21 protein-coding genes are annotated in these 22,199 nt (G+C 74.1%); 6 read left to right on the top strand and 15 right to left on the bottom strand.

All coding sequences use genetic code 11. The annotated features are described in order from the left end of the window. Positions 1-153: a hypothetical protein gene (locus HYQ63_RS05485; RefSeq protein WP_179932784.1), complete on the bottom strand. Its 153-nt coding sequence runs from the start codon at positions 151-153 to the stop codon at positions 1-3. A gap of 366 nt (positions 154-519) precedes the next feature. Between HYQ63_RS05485 and HYQ63_RS05480 the strand changes: the two genes are divergently transcribed. Next, positions 520-720 carry a DUF3311 domain-containing protein gene (locus tag HYQ63_RS05480; protein ID WP_179932783.1) on the top strand — a complete coding sequence of 67 codons (201 nt, stop codon included), beginning with the start codon at positions 520-522 and terminating at the stop codon, positions 718-720. Beyond that, a complete protein-coding gene (locus HYQ63_RS05475; protein ID WP_179932782.1) occupies positions 717-2,210 on the top strand; it encodes a sodium:solute symporter in 1,494 nt (497 codons plus the stop codon). Before HYQ63_RS05480 ends, HYQ63_RS05475 begins: the two co-directional genes overlap by 4 nt. An 89-nt stretch (positions 2,211-2,299) precedes the next feature. Here the strand turns inward: HYQ63_RS05475 and rpsN are convergent, their stop codons facing one another. The 12 genes from rpsN to HYQ63_RS05415 form a co-directional block, all read right to left on the bottom strand. Beyond that, positions 2,300-2,605, bottom strand: coding sequence for a 30S ribosomal protein S14 (rpsN, locus tag HYQ63_RS05470; RefSeq protein ID WP_179932781.1), 306 nt, complete (start codon positions 2,603-2,605; stop codon positions 2,300-2,302). Then, on the bottom strand, positions 2,605-2,841 hold the full coding sequence (rpmB, locus tag HYQ63_RS05465; RefSeq protein ID WP_123104134.1) for a 50S ribosomal protein L28: 237 nt from the start codon (positions 2,839-2,841) through the stop codon (positions 2,605-2,607). The genes rpsN and rpmB overlap by 1 nt, the downstream gene beginning before the upstream one ends. 72 nt (positions 2,842-2,913) lie before the next feature. Beyond that, a complete protein-coding gene (locus HYQ63_RS05460; RefSeq protein WP_179932780.1) occupies positions 2,914-4,359 on the bottom strand; it encodes an ABC transporter ATP-binding protein in 1,446 nt (481 codons plus the stop codon). Beyond that, positions 4,356-5,189, bottom strand: a complete 834-nt coding sequence (locus HYQ63_RS05455; protein WP_179932779.1) for an ABC transporter permease — start codon at positions 5,187-5,189, stop codon at positions 4,356-4,358. The genes HYQ63_RS05460 and HYQ63_RS05455 overlap by 4 nt, the downstream gene beginning before the upstream one ends. Continuing rightward, complete coding sequence (locus tag HYQ63_RS05450; protein WP_179932778.1) at positions 5,186-6,139, bottom strand: ABC transporter permease; 954 nt, start codon at positions 6,137-6,139, stop codon at positions 5,186-5,188. The genes HYQ63_RS05455 and HYQ63_RS05450 overlap by 4 nt, the downstream gene beginning before the upstream one ends. Then, positions 6,136-7,719: an ABC transporter substrate-binding protein gene (locus HYQ63_RS05445; RefSeq protein WP_179932777.1), complete on the bottom strand. Its 1,584-nt coding sequence runs from the start codon at positions 7,717-7,719 to the stop codon at positions 6,136-6,138. Before HYQ63_RS05445 ends, HYQ63_RS05450 begins: the two co-directional genes overlap by 4 nt. Further along, positions 7,712-8,548: a class I SAM-dependent methyltransferase gene (locus HYQ63_RS05440; protein WP_179932776.1), complete on the bottom strand. Its 837-nt coding sequence runs from the start codon at positions 8,546-8,548 to the stop codon at positions 7,712-7,714. Before HYQ63_RS05440 ends, HYQ63_RS05445 begins: the two co-directional genes overlap by 8 nt. Next, complete coding sequence (locus tag HYQ63_RS05435) at positions 8,545-9,798, bottom strand: MFS transporter (RefSeq protein WP_179932775.1); 1,254 nt, start codon at positions 9,796-9,798, stop codon at positions 8,545-8,547. Before HYQ63_RS05435 ends, HYQ63_RS05440 begins: the two co-directional genes overlap by 4 nt. Next, the gene (locus HYQ63_RS05430) at positions 9,782-10,882 is read right to left on the bottom strand and encodes a dipeptide epimerase (RefSeq protein ID WP_257231639.1); all 1,101 of its coding nucleotides are present in this window, start codon (positions 10,880-10,882) and stop codon (positions 9,782-9,784) included. Before HYQ63_RS05430 ends, HYQ63_RS05435 begins: the two co-directional genes overlap by 17 nt. Next, positions 10,879-11,970 (bottom strand): PLP-dependent cysteine synthase family protein, encoded by a 1,092-nt coding sequence (locus tag HYQ63_RS05425; RefSeq protein WP_179932774.1) that lies wholly within the window; start codon positions 11,968-11,970, stop codon positions 10,879-10,881. Before HYQ63_RS05425 ends, HYQ63_RS05430 begins: the two co-directional genes overlap by 4 nt. Beyond that, a complete protein-coding gene (locus HYQ63_RS05420; RefSeq protein ID WP_257231638.1) occupies positions 11,967-12,851 on the bottom strand; it encodes a Rossmann-like domain-containing protein in 885 nt (294 codons plus the stop codon). Before HYQ63_RS05420 ends, HYQ63_RS05425 begins: the two co-directional genes overlap by 4 nt. Continuing rightward, positions 12,848-14,104: an ATP-grasp domain-containing protein gene (locus HYQ63_RS05415; RefSeq protein ID WP_179932773.1), complete on the bottom strand. Its 1,257-nt coding sequence runs from the start codon at positions 14,102-14,104 to the stop codon at positions 12,848-12,850. Before HYQ63_RS05415 ends, HYQ63_RS05420 begins: the two co-directional genes overlap by 4 nt. A 157-nt stretch (positions 14,105-14,261) precedes the next feature. On the opposite strand from HYQ63_RS05415, the gene HYQ63_RS05410 reads away from it, so the two are divergent. From HYQ63_RS05410 to HYQ63_RS05395, 4 genes are all read left to right on the top strand, one after another. Beyond that, positions 14,262-15,782 carry an alpha/beta hydrolase gene (locus HYQ63_RS05410; RefSeq protein WP_179932772.1) on the top strand — a complete coding sequence of 507 codons (1,521 nt, stop codon included), beginning with the start codon at positions 14,262-14,264 and terminating at the stop codon, positions 15,780-15,782. A 102-nt stretch (positions 15,783-15,884) separates the two neighbouring features. Continuing rightward, complete coding sequence (gene crtI / locus HYQ63_RS05405) at positions 15,885-17,420, top strand: phytoene desaturase family protein (protein ID WP_179932771.1); 1,536 nt, start codon at positions 15,885-15,887, stop codon at positions 17,418-17,420. Continuing rightward, complete coding sequence (locus HYQ63_RS05400) at positions 17,417-18,397, top strand: phytoene/squalene synthase family protein (protein ID WP_179932770.1); 981 nt, start codon at positions 17,417-17,419, stop codon at positions 18,395-18,397. Before crtI ends, HYQ63_RS05400 begins: the two co-directional genes overlap by 4 nt. After that, entirely contained in the window at positions 18,394-19,383 is a 990-nt protein-coding gene (locus HYQ63_RS05395; protein ID WP_179932769.1) for a DUF5914 domain-containing protein, read from the top strand. Before HYQ63_RS05400 ends, HYQ63_RS05395 begins: the two co-directional genes overlap by 4 nt. 25 nt (positions 19,384-19,408) lie before the next feature. Here HYQ63_RS05395 and HYQ63_RS05390 read toward each other — a convergent pair whose 3' ends face one another. Both HYQ63_RS05390 and HYQ63_RS05385 read right to left on the bottom strand, forming a co-directional pair. After that, positions 19,409-20,959, bottom strand: a complete 1,551-nt coding sequence (locus tag HYQ63_RS05390; RefSeq protein ID WP_179932768.1) for an FAD-dependent oxidoreductase — start codon at positions 20,957-20,959, stop codon at positions 19,409-19,411. Next, entirely contained in the window at positions 20,959-22,173 is a 1,215-nt protein-coding gene (locus HYQ63_RS05385) for a lycopene cyclase family protein (protein ID WP_179932767.1), read from the bottom strand. The genes HYQ63_RS05390 and HYQ63_RS05385 overlap by 1 nt, the downstream gene beginning before the upstream one ends. Between the last annotated feature and the right edge of the window lie 26 nt (positions 22,174-22,199).

Raw genomic sequence — 22,199 nt, 5'->3', positions numbered from 1 at the left:
TCAGGTTCGGGTGCGGCTCGCGTCCCGGACCGCCGCGGCGACCGCGGGTGCGACGTCGCTGTCCACGGCGTCGCAGGTCAGGTCGACCACGATGTGGTCGGTACCGGTCTCGACGACATCGAGCGCGGTGAGCACGCCCCCGGCGTCGCCCACCGCCGCAGTCAATTTCCACGATGCGGATAGTGTTTTTTGCTTAGCGGAATAACATCTCCTGGGGCGTGTCGGCGTCAACCCCCCGGCGGCGGTTGATGGCGATGGGTCCGCTTCAACAAAAGGTTTGATCAGCCCCCTGCGTGCGAAGCGTTGACATGGGATCGCGGCCGACCTATACATCTCCCAGTTGAAAAAAGTTTTCCGCGAAGTGGAATGGCCTGGATCGGGGAGAGGTGACCACCCCCTCCTCAGGGCCGAGCCGTCCCCCGGTGGCATCACCCCGGCGGGACCGTCCCACGCTCGTGTCATCCCCAGAGGAGCCCCGCCCTGTCTGTGGAGTGCGGCCCGCCCCAGGAGGTTCTTGACGTGAAACCCATCCATCTGCTCGGCGCGATCCCGTTTCTCGGGATCCTCGGGGGGATCTTCTTCGTGAACCGGGTGACGCCCTACGTCCTCGGTATGCCGTTCATCCTCTTCTGGCTGGTCCTGTGGGTCGTCCTGATCTCGGTGACCATGGCCGTCATCTACCGGCTCGACCCCGCCAACCGCGAGGAGGGCACCTCGTGATCGCCCTCGCCGTCATCTTCCTCTTCCTCGCCGCCTCGCTGCTGCTGGGGCTGCGCGCCCGCCGCGGCAGGGACATGGACCTCGAACAGTGGTCGGTCGGCGGCCGGGGCTTCGGCACGATTTTCGTCTTCCTGCTGCTGGCCGGTGAGATCTACACGACCTTCACCTTCCTCGGCGCCTCCGGCTGGGCCTACGGCAAGGGCGCCCCGGCGTACTACATCCTCTGTTACGCCTCACTCGCCTACGTGCTGTCCTACTGGCTGCTCCCGGCCGTGTGGCGCTACGCCAAACAGCACCGGCTCATCTCGCAGTCCGACTTCTTCGTCGCCAAGTTCGAGAGCCCGCTGCTCGGTGCGCTCGTGGCGCTCGTCGGTGTCATCGCGATGGTGCCGTACCTCGTCCTCCAGCTGAAGGGACTCGGGATCATCGTGTCGGTCTCCTCCGACGGCAAGATCCCCTCCCACTGGGCCATCGTGATCGGCACCATCGCCCTGACCGTCTACGTCACCATCTCGGGCATTCACGGTTCCGCGTGGACCGCCGTCATGAAGGACGTCACCATCCTCGCGGTCGTCCTGATCCTCGGCATCTATCTGCCGATCCACTACTTCGGCGGCTTCGAGAACATGTTCCAGGCGGTCGAGAAGAGCCAGGCGGGCTTCCTCACGCTGCCGTCCAGCGGGATGAGCACCTCGTGGTTCGCCTCCACCGTGCTGCTCTCGGCACTCGGCTTCTACATGTGGCCGCACACCTTCAGCGCCTCCTACAGCGCGCAGAACGAACGTGTCTTCCGCCGCAACGCCATCTTCATGCCGCTCTACCAGCTCATCCTGCTCTTCGTGTTCTTCGTCGGCTTCACAGCCATCCTCGTCGTGCCCGGCCTCAAGGGCGCCGACGCGGACCTCTCGCTGCTGCGCATCACCACCGCCACGTTCCCGTCGTGGTTCGTGGGCATCGTCGGCGGCGCGGGACTGCTCACCGCGCTGGTCCCCGGATCGCTGCTCCTCATGACCTCCGCGACCTGCCTGGCGAAGAACGTCTACCGCCTCGCTCGCCCACGGAGCAGCGACCAGCAGGTGACCCGCCTGGCGCAGTGGCTGGTCCCCGCCCTCGCGCTGGTGTCCCTCTACTTCACCTTCAACGGCGGCAGTTCGATCGTGTCCCTGCTGCTCATGGGCTACGCCCTGGTGACCCAGCTCTTCCCCGCCCTGCTGGCGAGCCTGGCCAAGCGGCAACTGGTCACCAAGCAGGGGGCGGCCGCGGGCATCGTCGTCGGAGTGGTCACGGTCGCCGTCGTCACCCTCTCCGGTGTCACGGTCGGCAGCCTGATGCCGGGCCTTCCGCAGAGCATCAAGGATCTGAACGTGGGCGTCATCGCGCTGGTCCTCAACATGGTGGCGATGGCGGCCGTTTCCGCCGCCACCCGCACGGCGGGGCGCCCCAGTCCCGCCCCGCAGGTCCAGCCCGAGGCCACGGCCGGAGCCGGCTGACCCGCCACCCGCACACGCCGCCACCCCCGGCCGTGCCGGGGGTGGCGGCGTATGTCGGTGCCCCTCGTGCGCCACGGGGCCCGCAGGGGTCACCAGCTGCTCTTGGTCACCCCGGGAAGCTCGCCCGCGTGCGCCATTTCGCGCAGCCGGATGCGGGACAGGCCGAAGGCCCGCAGATGGCCCCGGGGGCGGCCGTCGATGGAGTCCCGGTTGCGTACGCGCGTGGCGCTGGCGTCACGTGGCTGGCGGCGCAGCTCCCGCTCGGCGGCGAGGCGTTCCTCCTCCGGGGTGTGGGGTGCGGCGATGAGCGCCTTGAGCTGGGCGCGGCGCTGGGCGTAACGGGCGACGATCGCGCGCCGCCGCTCATTCTTGACGATCTTGCTCTTCTTCGCCATCAGACCTTCCCTCCCCGGGCGCGGATGCGGGCCACGGCCGCTTCGATGCCGATGCTGTCGACGGTCTTCACGGCCCTGGCGCTGAGCGTGAGCCGGACATGGCGCCCCTCGCTGGGCAGCCAGTAGCGCTTGCGCTGGATGTTGGGGTCGAACCGGCGCTTGGTGCGGCGGTGGGAATGGGAGACGTGGTTGCCGAAGCCGGGCCGGCGTCCGGTGAGTTGGCAGTGGGCGGACATGGGTCCTCTCTGGTCGTGTTCGGGGATATATAGGTGCCACCGTAGCAGCTAGATGAAAATGATAACCAAAAGCTAGTGTTCGGTCGCCTCGCCCGCCGTACCTGCCTCCACCACCACGGTCCGCGAGGCGAGCGCCGCGGTGTCCGCGTCGTGGGTGATGAGGATCAGCGCCAGGTCGTCGCGGTCGCGCAGCAGCGTGGCGAGCAGATCGAGGAGGGCGCGCCGGGTGACGGTGTCCAGGCCCGAGGTGATCTCGTCGCACACCAGCACCCGGGGCCGGGCGAGCAGGGCGCGGGCCAGCGCCGCACGCTGGAGTTCACCCCCGGACAGCTGCCCGGGGAGCCGGTGCACCAGCTCGTCGACCAGCCCGAGGCGGTCCAGGGCCGTCCGCGCCTCGGCCCGTGCCGCGGCCGGAGCGGCGCCCCTCAGCCGTACCGCCGTGCGCGCCACCTGGTCCAGCACCGGCCGGTGTTCGTCGAAGGCGGCCCGCGCGTCCTGGAAGACGTACTGGACGGCGGCGATCTGCTCCCGGGTGCGCGAGCGCAGGCTGCGCGGCAGGGGCGTCCCGTCGAGCAGCACCTGTCCTTCGTGGTCCCGGTGGAGTCCGGCCAGACAGCGGCCGAGCGTGGTCTTGCCACTGCCCGAGGGGCCGAGGACGGCCAGGCAGGTGCCGCTGCGGACGGTGAGGTCGCCGGTGTGGAGCACGGGGGTGGACCCGTGGCGTGCGGTCAGGCCGCGCACCCGCAGGACGGCCTCGCCGGGCGGCACGGACCCCGTGGCCTCCGGCGCGGGCCCGTGTGCCGCGAGGAGTTGGCGGGTCCAGGCGTGGGCGGGCGCGTGCCACACCCGCTCGGCCGGTCCCGACTCCACCACCCGGCCGTCGCGCATCACCACGACTTCGTCGGCGAGGGTCCGCACCACGTCGAGGTCGTGGCTGAGCAGCACCACGGCGATGCCCTGTGCGGCGACCGCGGACAGCCGCTCGACGATGCGCTGCTTGGTCACCGGGTCCTGCCCGGTGGTCGGTTCGTCCGCGACCACCACCCTGGCCCCGAGGAGCAGTGCCTGTGCGAGTACGACGCGTTGCTGCTGGCCGCCCGAGAGCTGATGCGGATAGCGGCGCAACGTCTGCTCGCCGTCGGTGAGTTGGGCGAGCGACAGGGCGGTGCGGACGCGTTCGCGTACGGCGGCACGGCGCTCGGAGCGCGGCAGGTTCCGCACCTGGCCGCGCGCGATGTCGCCGAGCAGCGCGCCGACCCGGCGGGCCGGGTTGAGCACGGCGGCTGGGTGCTGGGGCACGTATCCGGCCAGGCCGTCGGCCACCCGGACCCGGCCGGTGACCCTCGCCCCCGCCGGGTACTCGCCGAGCAGCGCGAGGCCCGTGGTGGTCTTGCCGCTGCCGGACGAGCCCACCAGCGCGGTGACCTTCCCGGGCAGCGCCCGCAGGCTCACCCCGTCGACGATGGCCCGGCCGCCGATCTCGATGCGCAGATCCTCGATCTCCGCGACCGCGCTCATGTCCGTTCCCCCTTCTTCTCCTCCCGCGGTCGCTTCCCGCGATCCAGCGCGGCGTCGAACAGCAGGTTGCTTCCCATGGTCAGGGCGACGATCAGCAGCGCGGGCACCACGACCGCCCAGGGCTGGACGAACAGCCCGGTGCGGTTGCGGTCCACCATGACGGCCCAGTCCGCGGCGTCCGGTGCGACACCGACGCCGAGGAACGCGGCCGTGGCCACCAGATAGAGCACCCCGGTGAGCCGGATACCGGCGTCGGTGGCGAGGGTGCGCACGGTGGACCGGCCGACGTAGCCGACCCCGATCCGCCACCCGCTCTCGCCCTGCATGCGCAGCGCCTCCACGGCGGGGCGTGAGGCGGCCTCGGCCGCGGCGGCGCGTACGATCCGGGCGGCGTCCGGGATGTTGACGAGCGCCACCAGCAGCGCGAGCCCCGCGGGACCCGGCGCGGCGACCGTGGCCACCAGCAGGAGCAGCAGCAGCGACGGCACGGCGAGCAGCACATCGAGGGGGCGCATCAGCAGGTCTTCCAGCCGCCGCCGATGGGTCAGCGCGGCGAGGAGTCCGAACGGCAGGGCGATCAGATAGGTGAGGGCCGTCGCGGCGAGCGCGACCAGGACCACCGGACGTCCGCCGAGGAGGACCTGCCGCCACACGTCGCGGCCGGTGAAGTCGGTGCCGAGCCAGTGGCCGCCGCCGAGCGTGAAGGACACGCCGCGCGGCCCGGCCTCGCCCGCCAAGAACGGCCCCAACAGGGCCAGGGCGAGCGGGACTCCGGTGAGCACGGCGGCGAGCACATAACGCCCCGGCCGCCTGCCGAGGGGGACACTCACGCCGCCACCTCCGCCCGGGGAGCGAACCGGTGGGCCACCAGATCGGCACCGGTGTTCAGGACGACGGTGATGAGCCCGAACACCACGGCGAGCCCCTGGACGACGGGCATGTCGCGTTCGGCGACCGCGTTCAGCAGGACGGTTCCCAGCCCCGGGATCACGAAGAGGCCCTCCACGACGATGACGCCGCACAGCAGCCAGTCCACGGTGCGGGCGATGTGCTGGGCGGCCGGGGCGACCGCGTTCGGCAGGGCGTGCGCGTAGCGGACCCGGACACCGGACACGCCGTACCGGCGGGCCTGGGCGACGTACGGCGAGGCCAGCGCGTCGATCATTCCGGCGCGCACCAGACGGGTCAGCGAACACACCGGCCGGGACAGCAGCACGAGCACGGGGAGCACCAGGGTGGCGGGGTGGGCGAGCAGATCGGTGCCGTAGCCGACGGCGGTCGGCGGAAACCAGCCCAGGCGCAGCGCGAAGGCGGCCACCAGGAGCGTGCCGAGGGCGAATTCGGGGACGGCGTAGACACCGAGCGCCACCGAGCTGATGACCCGGTCCGTACGGCGCCCCGCATGGCGGGCCGCGAGCACACCGAGACCGACCCCCAGCGGCACCAGGAGCAGCAGCGTGAGCCCGGCGAGCAGCAGCGTCGGGCCGAACCCGTCGCTGACGTACGAGCCGACGGGACGGCCGGACACCAGCGACGTGCCCAGGTCGCCGTGGAGCAGCCCGGCCGCCCAGTCCACCAGGCGCACGGACGCGGGCCGGTCCAGGTCCATGGCGTCCCGGACGGCGGCGATCCGCGCCGGGTCGGGCTGGTCCCCGGCCAGGGCCACGGCGGCGTCGCCCGGCAGCGCCTCGGTGAGCGCGAACACCAGCAGCACCACGGCCACGGTCTGCGCCACGCCGAGCAGCAGCCGCCGGGCGAGCCAGGAGCGCAGACCCGTCACCTCAGCCAGACCTTGTCGAACCGGGCCCAGTCCAGGGTGTTGGCCGGTGCCCGGTGGTCCACGCCGCCCACGGTGCGGGCCGTGCCGATGATCCAGTCGGCGAACCCCCAGACCAGGAAGCCCCCTTCGGCGTACAGGCGCCGCTGCATGCGCTGGTACACCGCGGCGCGGTCCTTGTCGTCCCTGGTGGACTGGGCCTGCTGGTAGAGGGCGTCGAAGTCCTTGTGCTGCCACTTGGTGGCGTTGGTGGTGGAGCCGGTGAGCAGCCGCTGGGAGAAGTGGGATTCGATGGGCATGGCGCCGGAGCGGTAGCTGCACAGGGTGCCGGAGTCGAGGATGTCGTTCCAGTAGGAGTCCTTGCTGCCGTGGCGGACCGTGATGGTGACGCCGGCCTTGGCGGCCTGGTCGCGGAAGATCCCGGCGGCCTCGGTGAATCCGGCGGCGACGGCCGAGGTGTCGAGGGTGACCCGGAGGTCTTCCGCGCCCGCCTGCTTGAGCAGCTTGCGTGCGCGTCCGAGGTCCTGTTCGCGCTGCGGCAGGCCGTCGGCGTAGTACGCGTAGCCCTTGCCGAAGAGGTCGTTGCCGATCTCGCCCGCCCCGGACAGGGCGCCGTTCAGCAGCTCCTTCCGGTCGGCGATGAGGAAGAACGCCTCGCGGACCCGCTTGTCGTCGAAGGGCGGCCGGTCGGTCTTCATGGCGAACGCCTGCATGGCGCTGCCCGGCAGCCGGACGATCTCGATCTGGCCCGACTTCTCGTGGGCGCGCGCCGTGGTGGGGCTCAGCTCGTGGGCGTATTCCACCTGGCCGCCGAGGAGGGAGTTGACGCGCGCGGACTCGTCGTTCGCGACGATGAACTCCAGCCGGTCCAGGTAGGGGGCGCCGTCCCAGTAGTCGTCGTTGCGCCGCAGGACGGTGGTGCGGCCGGGGGAGAACGAGACGAGGCGGAAGGGCCCGCTGCCCACCGGCTTCTCATCGAAGTCGTCGGCACCCTCGGGGACGATGTACGCGCCGAACGCGGCGAGCACATTGGGGAATTCGGCGGTCGGTCGCTTGAGGACGAACTCCACGGTCCGCCGGTCCAGCGCCCGGCTGGCCTTCAGATCGATGGGTTCCAGTGACGCCTTGGCGCGGAAGGTCTTCTCCGGGTCGGCGATGCGGCGGTAGCTGAAGAGGACATCGTCCGCGGTCACCGGCTTTCCGTCGTGGAAGGTGGCCTCCCTGAGGGTGACCTTCCAGTGGTCCAGGCCCGCGTTCGGCTCCCACGCCGAGGCCAGGCGCGGCCGGGCCACGAGGTCCGCGTCGTAGTCGGCGAGCTTGTCGTAGAGCGCCTTGGCGCGGGCGGCGTCGGCGAAGAGGCTGCCCAGATGCGGATCGAGGCTCTCGCTCGCCCCGCCACCGGCGAACGCGGCGCGCAGCCGCCCGCCACGTTTCGGCTTGCCGTCGCCTTGCCCGCCGCCGGAGGGGGAGCCGCCACATCCGGTGAGGGCGAGCGCGCCGAGCGAGGCCGCGCCCGAGGCGGCGAGGAAGCCGCGGCGGTGCAGGCCCGGGTGGCGGAGGGGGTGGGCGGGATCGTCATGCATGCGGTGTCCTTGGCTGGTGGTGTGCGGACACGCCCTGGGGCGTGTCCAGCCGGGCGATGAGGTGCAGCCGGTCGGCGTCGGCCGTGACGCCGGGGGTGTCGCCGTCCCGCCACGGCGGTTCGGTGCGCGGCCCCGGCCCGTCGTGGAGGGCGAGGACGGTGAAGCCGTGGGCGGCCAGGAAGTGGCGCAGTTCCTGGGGGAGGAGCAGCCGCCAGGCGGAGCGCTGCTCGACCGGCGGCGATCCGTCGTCGGAGGTCCACACCCGGGTGCGGCGCAGCAGTTGCGCGGTCCGGTCGACGCGGAGGGTGGTGGTGGACCGGTAGCCGGTTCCCCGCCACGTGAACGCGTTGACGGCCGGGGTGTCCAGGAGGTCGGTGCGGCCCAGGAAGTACGCGCCGTTGCGCATCTCCGCCACGAGGAGGCCGCCGGGCGCCAGACCGCGGCGGCAGGAGCCGAGGAAGCCGTCGAGGTCGTCGTTGCCGTGGCAGTACAGCAGGGCGCTGTCCAGACAGACGACGGCGTCGAACGTGCCGAGCGCGAAGCCGCGCAGGTCGGCCCGCCGGTACTCCGGCCCGGGGTGCCGCTCGCGGGCGTAGCCGAGCATCGCCGGGGAGAGGTCGGCGCCGGTGACCGTCCGGCCCGCGCGGTGCAGATACGCGGCGTCGCGCCCGGTGCCGCAGCCGATGTCCAGGACACGTGGCCCCGCGCCGTACCGCCGCAAGGTGTCCTCGGCCCAGCGTCCGGCCAGCCGCTCGGGGTCGGGGAACCGGGCCTCGTACAACTCCGGGCTGTCGGTCAGCAGATTGCCGGATCTCCTGTCCCCGCTCATGCGGCCGCCACCACGTCTTCGGTACGGGCGGGCAGCGCACCGGAGCGGTGCAGCCAGGCGACGCCGCCCGCCGAGGCGAGGCCGAAGCCCGTGCAGCAGGCCCAGGGCAGCCAGGCGGCGCCCCCGCCCTCCCCGGTGTCCATGGCCCAGCCGACGGCCGTGTTGCCGACGGCCGCGGCGATGCCGGACACCACGTAGAACACCCCGAAGTAGGTGCCGGTCAGCTCGGGCCGACCGAAGCGCGGGATCAGCTCCATCACGAACGGCTGGGCGGCCATCACCCCGAGATACAGCAGCAGCGCACCGGCCAGCACCGGCAGCGCGTACAGCACCGCCGTGCCACGCCCGCCGGGCGAGGCACCCGCCACCAGCAGGGGCGGGACGAAGGCCAGCCCCATGAGGGCGAGGCCCGCGCCGATCCACCGGGCCCGGCTTCCGCGCCGCTTCAGGGCGCGGGTGACGCGCAGTTGCAGCGCCAGGTTGGCGAGCGTGCCGACGAGGAACACGAGCCCGGCCGCGCCGTCCCAGCCGGTGGCCTGGCGCGCCCCGGCGGGCAGCAGCAGATACAGCTGGTTCTCCAGGGTGAACATGCCGACCATGGCCAGGGCGAAGGCCAGGAAGGCGCGGTTGCCCACCACTTCCCGCCAGTCCGCGAGGACACCGCCGGTCGACGGCTCGACCTCCCGGGCGGGCAGCACCAGCGCCTGGGCGACGGTCAGCACCGCGAAGATGGCGGCGGCGGTGAGCGCCGAGGCCCGGAAGTCCACGAGCAGGAGCGCGCTGCCGAGCAGCGGCCCGATGAGGGCGCCGGTGGTGGCGAACACGTTGAACAGGGCGAACGCCTCCGCCCTGCGCTCGCCCGCCTCACGGGCGAGATACGCCCGCACGGCCGGGTTGAACAGCGCCCCCGCGAGACCGCTGAGCACGGACGCGGCCAGCAGCACCGGCAGCCCGTCGCCGAGCGCGAACAGCGCGAATCCGAGGGTGCGTACGGCGCAGCCGGCGATGATGACGCCCCGCGCGCCCAGCCGGTCCGCCGCCGAACCGCCGATCAGGAACAGGCCCTGCTGGCTGAGGTTGCGCACCCCGAGGACGATGCCGACGACCGCCGCCGACATGCCCAGATCCTCGCCGAGGTGGGTGGCGAGATAGGGGATGAGCAGATAGAAGCCGGTGTTGACGCCGAGCTGGTTGACCAGGAGCAGCCGGATCGCGAGCGGGAAGCCGCGCAGTTCACGCCACGTTCTCACGGTAGCCCTCCTCTTCCTCTGCGCGGGCTCCGGTGGCGGTGGCGGTGGCGGTGGCGAGCGGCCGTACGCCGAGCCCGGGTCGGCCACTGGCCCGCACCACGCCGTCGGTGCCGCCGATGCCGGTCCACGGGTCGTGGGCGAGCAGCAGATGTCCGTCCAGGTCGGTCCAGCGGGCGTGACCGGCGAGGTGGACGGCGGGGGCGATACCGAGGGTGCTGGCGGTCAGGCAGCCGAGCATCAGCGCGGTGCCACTGCCCTCGATGAGCGAGGCGATCCGCAGCGCCGCGTGGACGCCACCGCACTTGGCGAGCTTGACGTTGACACCCTGCACCCGTCCGGCGAGACGGCGGACGTCCTCGTAGGACACCGCGTCCTCGTCGGCGATGACGGGGAGTGGCGCGTGTTCGGCGAGGCCGGCCAGCGCCTCGGGGTCGCCCGGCGCGATGGGCTGTTCGACGGCCTCGACGCCCAACTCCGCGCAGCGGGGCAGCAGTTCACGCGCCCGGGCCACGCTCCAGGCGCCGTTGGGGTCGAGCAGCAGCCGGGCGTGGGGTGCGGCGGTCCGTACGGCCCGTATCCGCGCCATGTCGTCCTCGGCGTCCGCGGCACCGGCCTTGACCTTGATGACGGAGAACCCGCTGTCGGCCAGGCACCGGGCCTGCGCCGTGGCGCGCTCGGCCGGGACGATGCCGAGGGTGCGGGCGGTGGCGGCGAACGGCTCCGCGGTGGCGCCCACGAGCCGGTGCACGGGGCGGCCCGCGCGCTTGCCGCACAGGTCGAGGAGTGCGGATTCGACGGCCGCCGTCACCGCGGCGGGCCGACGGCCCGGCTCCTCCTCCCACAGGGCCCGCAACGCGCTCTCCGGGTCGGCGAACCGGCCCAGCTCCAGGGCCGCTTCGTGGAGCAGCCGCCGGAGGGTGGCGGTGTCCAGGCCGTAGTACGCGCTGCTGACGGCCTCCCCGTGGCCGCGCTGTCCCGCGTGCTCGACCCGCAGCCACACGGCGTCGCGCGCGGCCATGGTGGAGCGGGATATGCGCAGCGGCTCGGCGAGGTGGAGCGTTACGGTGCGTTGGCTGACGTTCACGGGCTCTCTTCCCGGATCGGGGTCCCGCCGGTCAGCGGGTCGGTGACGGTGGTGCAGCGGGCCCAGCCGGTGGCCTCGGTGGCGCGCGGGTGGGCGATCTGCACGGGACGGGTGGCGGCGTCGGCCACGTCGACGCCGTGGGCGGTGGCGAAGTCGTCGTCGTAGACGGTGCCGAGGTAGCGGTGCGGCCCGTCGGGGAAGACGGTGGCGACGACGGCGCCGGGGTGGACGCGGGCGGCCCAGGCGGCGACGAGCGCGACCGCGCCGGTGCTCCAGCCGCCGCTGACGAAGCTGCCCCGGGCCAGTCGGCGGCAGGAGTCCGCCGCTTCGGCCGGGCCGACCCAGTGGACCTCGTCGAAGGCGCCGTAGGCCACGTTGCGCGGATGGATGCTGCTGCCCAGGCCCCGCATGAGCCGGGGCCGCGCGGGCTGGCCGAAGATGGTCGAGCCGGTGGCGTCGACGCCGATGAGCCGCAGCCCGGGCCAGCGCCCGCGCAGCGGGCGGACGATGCCCGCGCTGTGGCCCCCGGTGCCGACGCTGCACACCAGGATGTCGAGGTGGTCGAGCTGGGCGGTCAGTTCGTGGGCGAGGGAGGCGTAACCGGCCGTGTTGTCAGGGTTGTTGTACTGATCGGGCCAATAGGCGTCCGGCAGCAGGGCCAGCAGCGCGCGCAGCCGGGCGAGGCGGGCGGCCTGCCAGCCGCCCTCGGCCGCCGGGCGGTCGACCAGTTCCAGCTGGGCGCCGTAGGTGCGCAGCAACCGCCGCATCGACGGTTCCAGCTCGGTGTCGCAGACCAGCACGATGGGGTGGCCGAGTGCCTGGCCCGCGAAGGCCAGGCCGACCCCCAGGGTGCCGGAGGTGGACTCCACCACCGGCGCACCGGGGCGCAGTTCACCGCGTTCCCGGGCGCCGAGCAGCATGGACACCGCGGCGCGGGCCTTCATGCCACCGGCGCCGAGCCCTTCGAGCTTGGCCCAGAAACCGGGGTGGGGGCAGGGCAGATCGGTGGTGACCCGGGCCAGCGGGGTGCGGCCGAGCAGCGCGAGGAGGTCGCTGTTGGCGGTGGGGTGATGGACGGCCGTGGTCATGCGGGACCCCCGTAACAGTGGATCAGCCCGGGGCCGCCGTCCAGCCAGAAGAACGGGTAGGGCTCGGCGCACACCGCGGTGACCCCGGCGCCCAGGAAGCGCGGCAGGATCGCGCTGCCGGTCTGCGCGAACATCACCAGCTGCTTCCCGTGGCGCAGCGCGTGCTCCCGCAGCGGCTCGAAGGTGCCGTTGCCGAGCGTCATGCCGGAGGCCAGCACGGCGTCGCAGCGGTCCAGATGGGCGAGTGCGTCGGTGACGACCGGCTCGCCCCATTCCGTCGTACCGCCCTTGAGGTCGCACGCCACATAGCCCAGGCCGCGCGAACGAAGCGCTTCCAGAAGGGAGTTGACGACGCCGACGACCAGAACGGTCCGGCCCGGCTCCAGCCCGAGCAGCCCGGCGACGGCCTCGGCGCGGGCGCGGGACTTCTCCAGCGAGGTTCCGGCGGCCAGCGGCTGGGGGCGCGCACCGGACGCGGCGGTGTGCGGCAGCATCCGCAGGAGATAGGCGTCGAGGGCGGCGATGCGGACCGGCGTCAGCTCGTGGCGCAGCAGCCGGGCCACGTCCGCGCCGACGCACGTGTCGATCGCCTCGTCGGGCAGCGCGCCCGGTTCGACCGCGCACGAGCCGACGGCCTCGCCCAGCCGCAGGCTGAGCACCTCGTTGCGATAGCCGCCGCTGCGGCCGTCGTGGCGTACGGCCTGGCGCGTGGTGAAGGCCACGGCGATCCGCTGGGTGCGCGGATCGGGCCCGAAGGCGCCGTCCAGCACCCGGTCGGCCAGCTCCTCGTACGAGAAACACGGTGGCGGCGACGAACGCGGCGGTGCCGATGAACGCGATGGCGGTGGCGCGGCGGTGAGCGGGGCCGGGTGCGCGGTCATCGAGCCACCACCCGAGGGCGCAGTCCGGACAGCAGCGCTTCGACCCGGCCGCGGGCCCCGGGCCCTTCGGGGTCGCCCGCCATGACGTGGCCGAGGTATTCGTTGTTGCTCCCGGCCGCCTTGACGGTCCTGCCGGGCTCGGCGAGCTGGACCTCCAGGACGTCCGGCGCTTCCCGCACCGTGTCGCCTCCGTCGATCGAGGCCAGGGTGCCCGCGGTGTCCGGCACCAGGAATCCGATGGCGGCGCTGCGCAGCCCCGTGTCCCAGCCCCGCAGGTCGGGCCGGTGGCCGAGGGCGACGTCCACACAGGCGGTGGCCAGGTCGATCCCGGTGACATGGCGGATCAGTTCGGTGATGCGGTTGCCCGCGGGGCGCGGGTTGACCTCCACCACGCGCGGCCCGGCCGCGGTCAGCTTGATCTCGGTGTGCGCGACGACGCTGTCCAGGCCGAGCGCCTTCAGGGCGAGCAGCGCGGTCTCGCGCGCGGCCGCGTCGTCGGCGGGCGCGAGGGCGGCGGGGAACATGTGGCCGGTCTCGATGAACGCGGGCGCCCCGCCGACGCTCTTGTCGGTCACCCCGATCACCTCGGTGGTGCCGCCGTACGACACGGTTTCGACGCTGACCTCCGGGCCGTCGAGCAGCTCCTCGAGCAGCACGGCGGGGGAGCGGCGCTGGCCGCGGGCGTTGACCGGGAAGCCGTCGAGCGCGTGCCACGCGTCCCGCAGTGCGGCCTCGTCGTCGACGCGCCGTACGTACATCCCGGCGCACAGGTCCACGGGCTTCACGACCAGCGGATAGCCGATCTCCCGGGCCGCTTCCGCCACCTCGGCCCACTCGGAGCGCACCGCGAACCGCGGTCCGGGCAGTCCGGCGGCGTCGAGGACGTGCCGGGTCGCGTCCTTGCGGCAGGCGTTCTCCACCGCTTCGGCCGACGGGCCGGGGAGCCCCAGCCGGTCCGCGAGGCGCGCCGCCACCGGCAGGTAGTAGTCGCAGGAGGTGATGACCCCGTCGAAACCGAGAGCCGTGTGCAGCCGCTCGACCGTCGGCAGCAGGGTGGGGGTGTCGTTGGTGTCGGCGGTCAGCACATGGCGCGCGGCGAGCAGCGGGTGGGCGGTTCCCTCGGGCGCGGAGCGCAGGTAGTGGTGCAGGTCACGGGTGAGGAAGGTGAACTCGTGCCCGCTCTCGCGGATCGCCCGTGGCAGCAGCCTGCTCATCGATCCGACCCAGCTCTCCACCATCAGCAGATGAGCCACAACTCTCCTTCTTCGCGATGCGGTTGAGGTTCCGGGCAGGCCGGGCCGCGCCCTTGTCGGCAGGGGGCACCCGTCTTGACCACCCAGACGATATCGATAATCGTTTTCATTGTCATCTGATGATCCGACCGGATCCCCTGAGCTGATTGCGAGACACATGACTCCGGCTGCACGACGCACCGTCCTGTGGTGCGCGCTCGCGGCAAGCGCCGCCGCCCTTCTCCCGGGCGCCCCAGCCCACGCCGCCACCTCCACCGCCACCTCCACCGCCGCCCCGCCGCTGCGCTTCGGCGCCTGCCCGGCCTCCGTACCCGACCCGCCCGCGCCCGCCCGTGTCACCTGCGCGCGGCTGAGCGTTCCCCTCGACTGGCGCCACCCCGAGGGCGAGCACATACGGATCGCCGTCTCCCGCGTACGGGCCTCCGGAACCCCGGCCGAGCGGCGTGGCATCCTCATGGTGAACCCCGGCGGGCCCGGCGGCTCCGGCCTGCCGTACGCCGTCACCAAGCGGGCCAAACTGCCCGAGAGCGTGCGGCGTTCGTACGACATCATCGGCTTCGACCCCCGCGGTGTCGGCCACAGCGCCCCCGCCGACTGCGGCCCCATGGGCGGCCACTTCGACACCCCTGGCGCCGACCCCGTGCCCACCGGCCGCGCCGCGGAGCGGGCCCACCTCGCCTCCCTGCGGCGCATGGCGGACGACTGCGCGAAGGGGGCGGCCCACGCCCTTCCCCACCTGTCGACGGAACAGACCGCACACGACATGGACGCCCTCCGCGCGGCGCTCGGCGAGCCGCGGACCGGATTCCTCGGCGTCAGCTACGGCAGCTACCTCGGCGCCGCCTACGCCGCCTCGTTCCCCGGCCGGGTGGGCCGCATGGTGCTCGACAGCGTCGTCGGCCCCGAGGAGTGGTACGACTTCGACCTGGTGCAGGCCCGTGCGCTGCTGCGGCAGCGTGAGGTGTTCTTCGGCTGGACGGCGCGCCACGCGGACCGTTTCCGGCTCGGCGACCGTACGGACGCGGTGCGCGACGCCTACCGCGGGGCGCGGGCCCGGCTCACCGCCCGCCCGGTCGGTGGTGTCGGCCCGGCCGAGTTCGACCGCGCCGTCTACCGCGCCCTCGGCCGCACCGAGCGCTGGACGGACCTCGCCGACGGACTCCGCGCCACCCTGCGCGACGGCGACACCGCGCTCCTCCGCCCGGACACCCCCTTCGACGGCGCGGAGTCACGCACCTACGAAGCGGCCAACCGCATCGTGAAGTGCGCGGACGGCCACGCCCCCACACCCCGCCGGGTGGTGGCCGACGTCCGGCGCATGCGGCGCCTCGACCCGCACCCCGTCCTCACCGGGATCGAGGCGTCCACCTGCGCCTACTGGCACCACCGCCCGGCCCGCCGCACCCCGCTCGGCAGCCCCGACGCCCCGCCCGGCCTGCTCATCGCCTCCGCACACGACCCCGTCACCCCGATCGAGGGAGCACACCGGCTCCGCCACCGGCTGCCGGGCTCGCGGCTGGTGACACTCCACCAGGACTACTCCCACGGGGTGTTCGCCAGCCGCGGCAACAGCTGCGTCGACCGGACGGCCGCCGCGTACCTGGTCGACGGCCGCCTCCCGGCGGGCGACGTGCACTGCACCGGCCCGGGGCTGCCGGAGCCGGGACCGCGGAGGTAGCCGGGCGCGCGGGGAGCGGTCGCGGCTCACGCACGGTCGAATTCGTTCGGCCGTACGGCCCCTCGCGCGGGTGGGCGGCCCGGACGTCAGAAGACTGAAACCATGAGGACCGTCGCCGGGCCCACGGGCCATGTCGTGGTCGTCGGAGCGGGCCTGTCCGGGCTTGCCGCCACCCTGCACCTGCTCGGCGCCGGGCGCCGGGTGACCGTCGTGGAACGGGCCACCCAGCCCGGTGGCCGGGCCGGACGCCTGGAGCGCGGCGGCTACCGCTTCGACACCGGCCCCACCGTGCTCACCATGCCGGACCTGCTGGCCGAGACGCTGGCCGCCGTGGGGGGGGAGGTGTCCGACCGGCTCGACCTGGTCGCGCTGCACCCCGCCTACCGGGCCACGTTCGCCGACGGCAGCAGCCTCGACGTCCACACCGGCGCGGACGCCATGGAGGAGTCCGTACGGGCCTTCGCCGGGCCGCGCGAAGCGGCCGGGTACCGGCGGCTGCGGGCCTGGCTGGAAGCACTCCACCGCGCCCAGATGGGCCGCTTCATCGACGCCAACTTCGACTCGCCGCTCCAGCTGCTCCACCCCGACCTGGTCCGGCTGGCCGCCCTCGGCGGCTTCGGACGGCTCGACCCCGGCATCGGCCGTTTCCTCCGCGACGAGCGGCTGCGCCGGGTCTTCTCCTTCCAGGCCCTCTACGCGGGCGTGCCACCGGCCCGCGCCCTGGCCGCGTACGCCGTCATCGCCTACATGGACACCGTCGCGGGCGTGTACTTCCCCCGTGGCGGCATGCACGCCGTGCCCCGCGCGCTGGCCGCCGCGGCCGTCGACGCCGGTGCCGACCTGCGATTCGGCCAGCCCGTCACCCGGCTGGAGCAGCGGGCCGGGCGGGTCACCGCCGTCATCACCACGCACGGCCGGGTGCCCTGCGACGCCGTCGTCCTCAGCTGTGAGCTGACCGAGGCCTACCGGCTGCTGGGCCGCGCCCCGCGCCGCCCGCTGCGCCACCGGCGCGCCCCCTCGGCCGTCGTCCTGCACACCGGCACCGACCGCACCTGGCCCCAACTGGCCCACCACACCCTCTCCTTCGGCGCCGCCTGGCGCGCCACGTTCGAGGAACTGACCGTCTCCGGGCGGCTGATGAGCGACCCCTCGCTGCTCATCACGCGGCCCACCACACACGACCCCGCCCTCGCCCCGCCCGGCCGCCACATCCACTACATCCTCGCGCCCTGCCCGAACACCGACATCGGACCCGGCGCCGCCGCGTGGCGCACCCTGGGCCCGCGCTACCGGGACCGTGTCCTCACCGAGCTGGAGCGCCGTGGCCTGGCCGGACTCGGCGCGGCCATCGAACAGGAATGCCTGGTCACCCCGGCCGACTGGGCGGCCCAGGGGCATGCCGCGGGCAGTCCGTTCTCGCTCGCGCACACCTTCGGCCAGACCGGACCGTTCCGCCCCGCCAACCTCGTCCGCGGACGGGAGAACGTGGTGCTGGCGGGCTGTGGCACCACCCCCGGGGTGGGCGTCCCGACCGTGCTGATCTCCGGAAAGCTGGCCGCCGCCCGCATCACCGGCCACGCCCGCCCCGGCCCCCGCCGCACCCGGCCGCGGGCCCTCCACCGGCAAGGAACCCCATGACCCGACACGAACTCGACGCCGCCGGGATCCACGACCCGGCGCTGCGCGCCGACTATCTGCGGTGCCGTCTGCTCAACGCCCGCCACGGCAGGACGTACTTCCTGGCCACCCGGCTGCTGCCCGCGGCCCGGCGCCCCGCCGTGCACGCCCTCTACGGCTTCGCCCGCTGGGCCGACGACATCGTGGACGACCTCGGCGGTTCCGGCGGCACCGCCCCGCGCGCAGCCTGCCTGGACCGGCTGGACGCCGAGCTGTCCCGGGCCCTGCGCACCGGCCGCGGCGACGAGCCCGTCGTCCGGGCACTGGCGCACACCGCCGCCACCTACCGCATCGACCACCGCCACTTCACCGACTTCATGGCCTCGATGCGGACCGACCTGACCGTCACCGACTACCCCACCTTCGCGGAACTGCGCCACTACATGCACGGTTCGGCCGCGGTGATCGGCCTCCAGATGCTGCCCGTACTCGGCCACGTCGTGCCCCGCGAGGACGCCGAGCCGCACGCGGCGGCGCTCGGCGTCGCCTTCCAGCTCACCAACTTCCTGCGGGACGTGGGGGAGGACCTGGACCGCGGCCGGATCTACCTGCCCGCCGACCTGCTGGCCGCACACGGCGTGGACCGGGCGCGCCTGCGGTGGTCCCGGCGCACCGGGCGGCGGGACCGGCGGATCACCGCCGCACTGCGCGACTTCGCCGCCCTCACCCGCGGCTACTACCGCCGGGCGCTGCCCGGTATCCCGATGCTCGACCCGGTGGCCCGGCCCTGCATCCGCACCGCGTACGTGCTCTACGGAGGCATCGTCACCGCCGTCGAGCGCGACGGCTACGCGGTGCTGCACCGGCGGTCGGCGGTGCGGCGGCGGGTCCGGGCCGCGGTCGCGCTCGACGGGCTGGTCCGGGTCGGCGCCGCCCGGCTGCTGGCCGCCCGTACGGCACGCACCGCCCCGCGGCCCACCGTCGAGGAGGCCGCGTGAAGCCCTCCGCCACCCGCCGCCTCCCGCTGTCCCTGCGCCGCCGCGGTGTCCCCTGGGACCGGCAGCGGCCCACCTGGCGGGAGGCCAGGCCCCCCCTGATCGCCGCGGCTCTGAAGCGGGCGCAGGACCGCCCGTCGGGCAACTGGTACGTGCTCGGCGCGTCCGCCGCCGTCGCCCCGGGCCGCCCCTTCGGCCGGACCGTCGCCGGTACCGAGGTGGTGGCCTGGCGCGGCCCCGGCGGACGTCTCGTCGCCGGGCCCGGCGCCTGCCCGCACCTCGGGGCGCCGCTGAAGGACGCGGTGGTCAGCCGCGGCAGGCTCCTCTGCCACTGGCACGGCCTCGCCCTGCCCGGGGACGCCGGCGTGGGCTGGTGTCCGCTGCCCGCCCACGACGACGGCGTCCTCGCCTGGGTACGGCTCGACGCGGCCGGTGGCGAGGAGCCGCTGGAACGCCCGCTGCTGCCGCCCCGCCCGGTGGCCGGGGCCACGGTCACCGCCGTCCACGACGTGACCGGCACCTGCGAGCCGGCCGATGTCGTCGCCAACCGCCTCGACCCGTGGCACGGCGGGTGGCTCCACCCGTACTCCTTCGTCGATCTCACCGTCGAGGAGCCGGACGGCGACGACGCCCTCGCCGTCCGGGTGTCCTTCAAGGTGGCCGGTCGTGTGGTCGTTCCCGTCCGCGCCGTCTTCTCCGCGCCCGGACCCCGCACCGTCGTCATGCGCATCACCGACGGCGAGGGCCGTGGCTCCGTGGTCGAAACCCACGCCACCCCGCTGACCCCCGATCACCGCGGCCGCCCCCGCACCGCCGTCATCGAGGCGGTCCTCGCCACGTCCGACCGCCCCGGCTTCGCCGTCGCCCGCGCGGCCGCACCCCTGCTGCGGCCCCTGATGCGGGCCGCCGCGGGCCGCCTGTGGCGCGACGACCTCGCCTACGCCGAACGCCGGTGGGCCCTGCGGGAGGCGGGCCGCTTCCCGGGCTGACCGACGGGCCGCTTGGTCACGGGGGTCAGGGGTGCCGGTGGGGTTTCCCGGCCAGCCGGTGCACACCGCGCAGCACGGCCGTGCGGCCGTGGCGGGGGACCGTCCACAGCCGCTGGCCGCTCACGCCCCAGCGGGCGAGCAGCGCGTTGGCGGCCAGGAAGCCGCTGGTGGCTGCCCGTTCCATCAGGGCGACCGGCAGATCGGTGCGGACCAGGTCCCCGGCCAGCACCACCGCCGGGTCGGGCGTGCGCACCGTGGGCCGGTCGCGGTAGCCGCCGACCGGGAAGGCCGGGCAGTCGGCGCGCCATTCGTGGCGGACGTCGATCACCGGGGCATCCCGGGTCTCGGGGTAGACCCGGGCCAGTTCCTCCCGCAACCGGCGCTCCACGGCGGCCCGGTCGGCGTCCGGGCCGACCGCGTACGCGTGCAACTCCAGCACCGACCCGCCGGTGGCGGCGGCCCATCGGCGTGCTTCGCCCTCCCAGCGGGAGACGACGCTGACGTTGTCGAGCGGGCCGTAACCGCTCGTACCGAGGAAACCGGGGCGGCCGGGGTCCACGGGGGCGCCGAGCCACAGGCGGGAGACCAGGAACGGCGGCGCGGTCCGCAGGGCCGCGATCCGGTCCCGCCACCCCGGGTCGCCCAGGCCGGGGGAGTTCGCGACCAGCGCGCGCAGGCCCGCCGTGTCCAGGGCGAGCACCACACCGTCGTACGCGTCCCCGTCCACCGCCACCCTTCCGCCGTCCAGCGGCCGTACCGACTCCACGGCGGCACCCGCCCGCACCCGGGTGCCGTGGCCCTCCAGATAGCGCCGCAGCGGATCCCACAGCGCGTACGGGAACGGCTCGCGCACCACGTCGAACAGGAGGCCCTCGCTCGACCCGAGGAAGTAGATGTGGAACATCACCGCCAGCTCGGCCGCGGACAGCTCGCCCGGATCCACGAAGAAGCTGCGGGAGAACACCTCGAACGCCAGGTGCCGGGCCGCCGCCGGGAAGCGGACCGCGTCCAGGAACTCCGCCGCGCTGAGCGCGTCCAGCCGCTCGTGGATCCACGGCAGCCGGACGTCGAACAGCGGCAGCGCGGCCACCGGGTCCATGCCCGCCAGCTCCCGCCAGCCGAACGACGGGCTGCGCGCGACGAAGCCGAGCGCGGACCACGGCGGGGTGCGCGGAACGCCCGCGAAACCGTCGCGCAGGCCCGAGCCGTGCCACAGCGGGTAGTCCGGCAGTCCGGTGAGCATGCGTAAGGCCGGGTCGATCCGCCGCAGCAGTCCGCGCAGGTTGTAGTACTGCCGGAAGAAGGCGTGGAAACCGCGGCACATCGTCGCCGCCGACCCGTCCGCGAGCGTCGTCGGCCATCCGGCCAGCCGCCCGCCGAGCACCGCGTGGCGCTCGTACAGCACCACCGCGACCCCGCGCTCGGCCAGTGCGGTCGCCGCAGCGAGCCCCGCGATCCCGCCGCCCACCACCGCGACCCGCGGCGCACATCCGGCCGGGACCCGGGCCCGGCCCGCCGCCACCGGCAGCACCTCGGCCCGCCGGTCCCGCCCCCGCCGGGCCGCCGCCGCGGGCATCACCGCTCCCGTCCCAGCGGCGCGGGTTGCCTCGACCGGTCGGTCCGCCACCGGAGCCAGGGCAGTTCGGCCACCGTCCGCAGCATGGGCGCCACCGGTGTCCGCACACCGACCATGACGTCCTCCGCCGGACCGGTGCGGCCGTCGAGGAAGCGCAGCAGACGCTCGGCGGGGACGTGGCGGAAGAGCCCGGTGAAGACATCGGCCCCGGCCACTCGCCCGGTGGCCAGGGCGCGCAGCATCGCCGCGTCCATGGCGAGCGCGCGGGCCGGATACGGGGCGGGCGGCACCGGGCGGCGGCCCGCGGCGAAGGCCGCCGCCACCGCGCGGGACTGCCGCCGCACCGCGGCGAAGGTGTAGCCGGTGGCCGGGCGGGTGGCGCCGCCCGCGGTGCCGATCCGGAACACGGCGGCGCCCGCGCGGCGGGGGAAGCGGCCGTCGGTCATGGGGATGACGCCCTGCTCGGTGGAGAGCACCCGGAAGCGCGGCAGCCGCAGCACGGCCCCGGTGTAGTGGCGCAGGGCCGCGTCGTACGCGGCGTCGTCCAGCACGGCGGGCGAGAACTCGGTGTACTCCACCAGCGCCTCACGGTCGCTCAGCGGCAGCACATAGCCGAACGACAGGCCCCGGTCCGGTTGCGGGGTGCGGAAGTCCATCAGCTCGGCCACCGCGGGGTTCAGGGCCGGGGCGTCGCAGCGGACGAACCAGCCGCGGAAGTGCTGGAGCAGCGTCGTACGAGCCGGTGGCAGGGCGGCCGCCGGGCGCGAGTCGAACGCCCACCGGGCGCGCCAGACCACCGGGCGGCCCTTGGCGCACACGCCCCGCACCACGGCGCCGCCCGCGTCGTCGCGCACCTCGTCCACCACCGCCTCGACCCGCCGTACCGAGGGCGCCGCGTCGAGCCGGGCGGCAACCCAGCGCTCGAAGTCGCGCGACCGCAGCATCTTGTAGACGAAGGGCGCCAGCTCCCGGTCCAGTGGGCGGCCGTCGGTTCCGTGCACCCTGACCCGGCTCCAGCGGGCGGCGAGTGCCCCGTCGAGCTCACCGCCCGGCTCCTCCCACCAGCACCAGGTCCGCTCCGGCGCCCGCAGCGGTCCGTCCGGCGCCCCGACCAGCAGGACGCGGAGCGGGGAGGGCAGGGTGGCGAGCCGGTGGGCCAGCGTCAGACCGGCCGCACCCGCGCCGACGACGGCCACCTCCGCATCCCACGCCACGGCCGGTTTCCCGCGATCCGTTCGAC

The sequence above is a fragment of the Streptomyces sp. Rer75 genome, assembly GCF_013414305.1.
Classification (GTDB): domain Bacteria; phylum Actinomycetota; class Actinomycetes; order Streptomycetales; family Streptomycetaceae; genus Streptomyces; species Streptomyces himastatinicus.
This window is presented reverse-complemented; position numbering and strand designations above follow the sequence as displayed.

Excerpts from the sequence above, each read along its gene's own strand:
- HYQ63_RS05410 (WP_179932772.1), top strand. The coding sequence starts at position 14,262 with ATGACTCCGGCTGCACGACGCACCGTCCTGTGGTGCGCGCTCGCGGCA.
- HYQ63_RS05420 (WP_257231638.1), bottom strand. The coding sequence starts at position 12,851 with ATGACCGCGCACCCGGCCCCGCTCACCGCCGCGCCACCGCCATCGCGT.
- crtI (WP_179932771.1), top strand. The coding sequence starts at position 15,885 with ATGAGGACCGTCGCCGGGCCCACGGGCCATGTCGTGGTCGTCGGAGCG.
- HYQ63_RS05460 (WP_179932780.1), bottom strand. The coding sequence starts at position 4,359 with ATGAGCGCGGTCGCGGAGATCGAGGATCTGCGCATCGAGATCGGCGGC.
- HYQ63_RS05440 (WP_179932776.1), bottom strand. The coding sequence starts at position 8,548 with ATGAGCGGGGACAGGAGATCCGGCAATCTGCTGACCGACAGCCCGGAG.
- HYQ63_RS05390 (WP_179932768.1), bottom strand. The coding sequence starts at position 20,959 with ATGCCCGCGGCGGCGGCCCGGCGGGGGCGGGACCGGCGGGCCGAGGTG.
- HYQ63_RS05425 (WP_179932774.1), bottom strand. The coding sequence starts at position 11,970 with ATGACCACGGCCGTCCATCACCCCACCGCCAACAGCGACCTCCTCGCG.
- rpmB (WP_123104134.1), bottom strand. The coding sequence starts at position 2,841 with ATGTCCGCCCACTGCCAACTCACCGGACGCCGGCCCGGCTTCGGCAAC.
- HYQ63_RS05445 (WP_179932777.1), bottom strand. The coding sequence starts at position 7,719 with ATGCATGACGATCCCGCCCACCCCCTCCGCCACCCGGGCCTGCACCGC.
- rpsN (WP_179932781.1), bottom strand. The coding sequence starts at position 2,605 with ATGGCGAAGAAGAGCAAGATCGTCAAGAATGAGCGGCGGCGCGCGATC.
- HYQ63_RS05400 (WP_179932770.1), top strand. The coding sequence starts at position 17,417 with ATGACCCGACACGAACTCGACGCCGCCGGGATCCACGACCCGGCGCTG.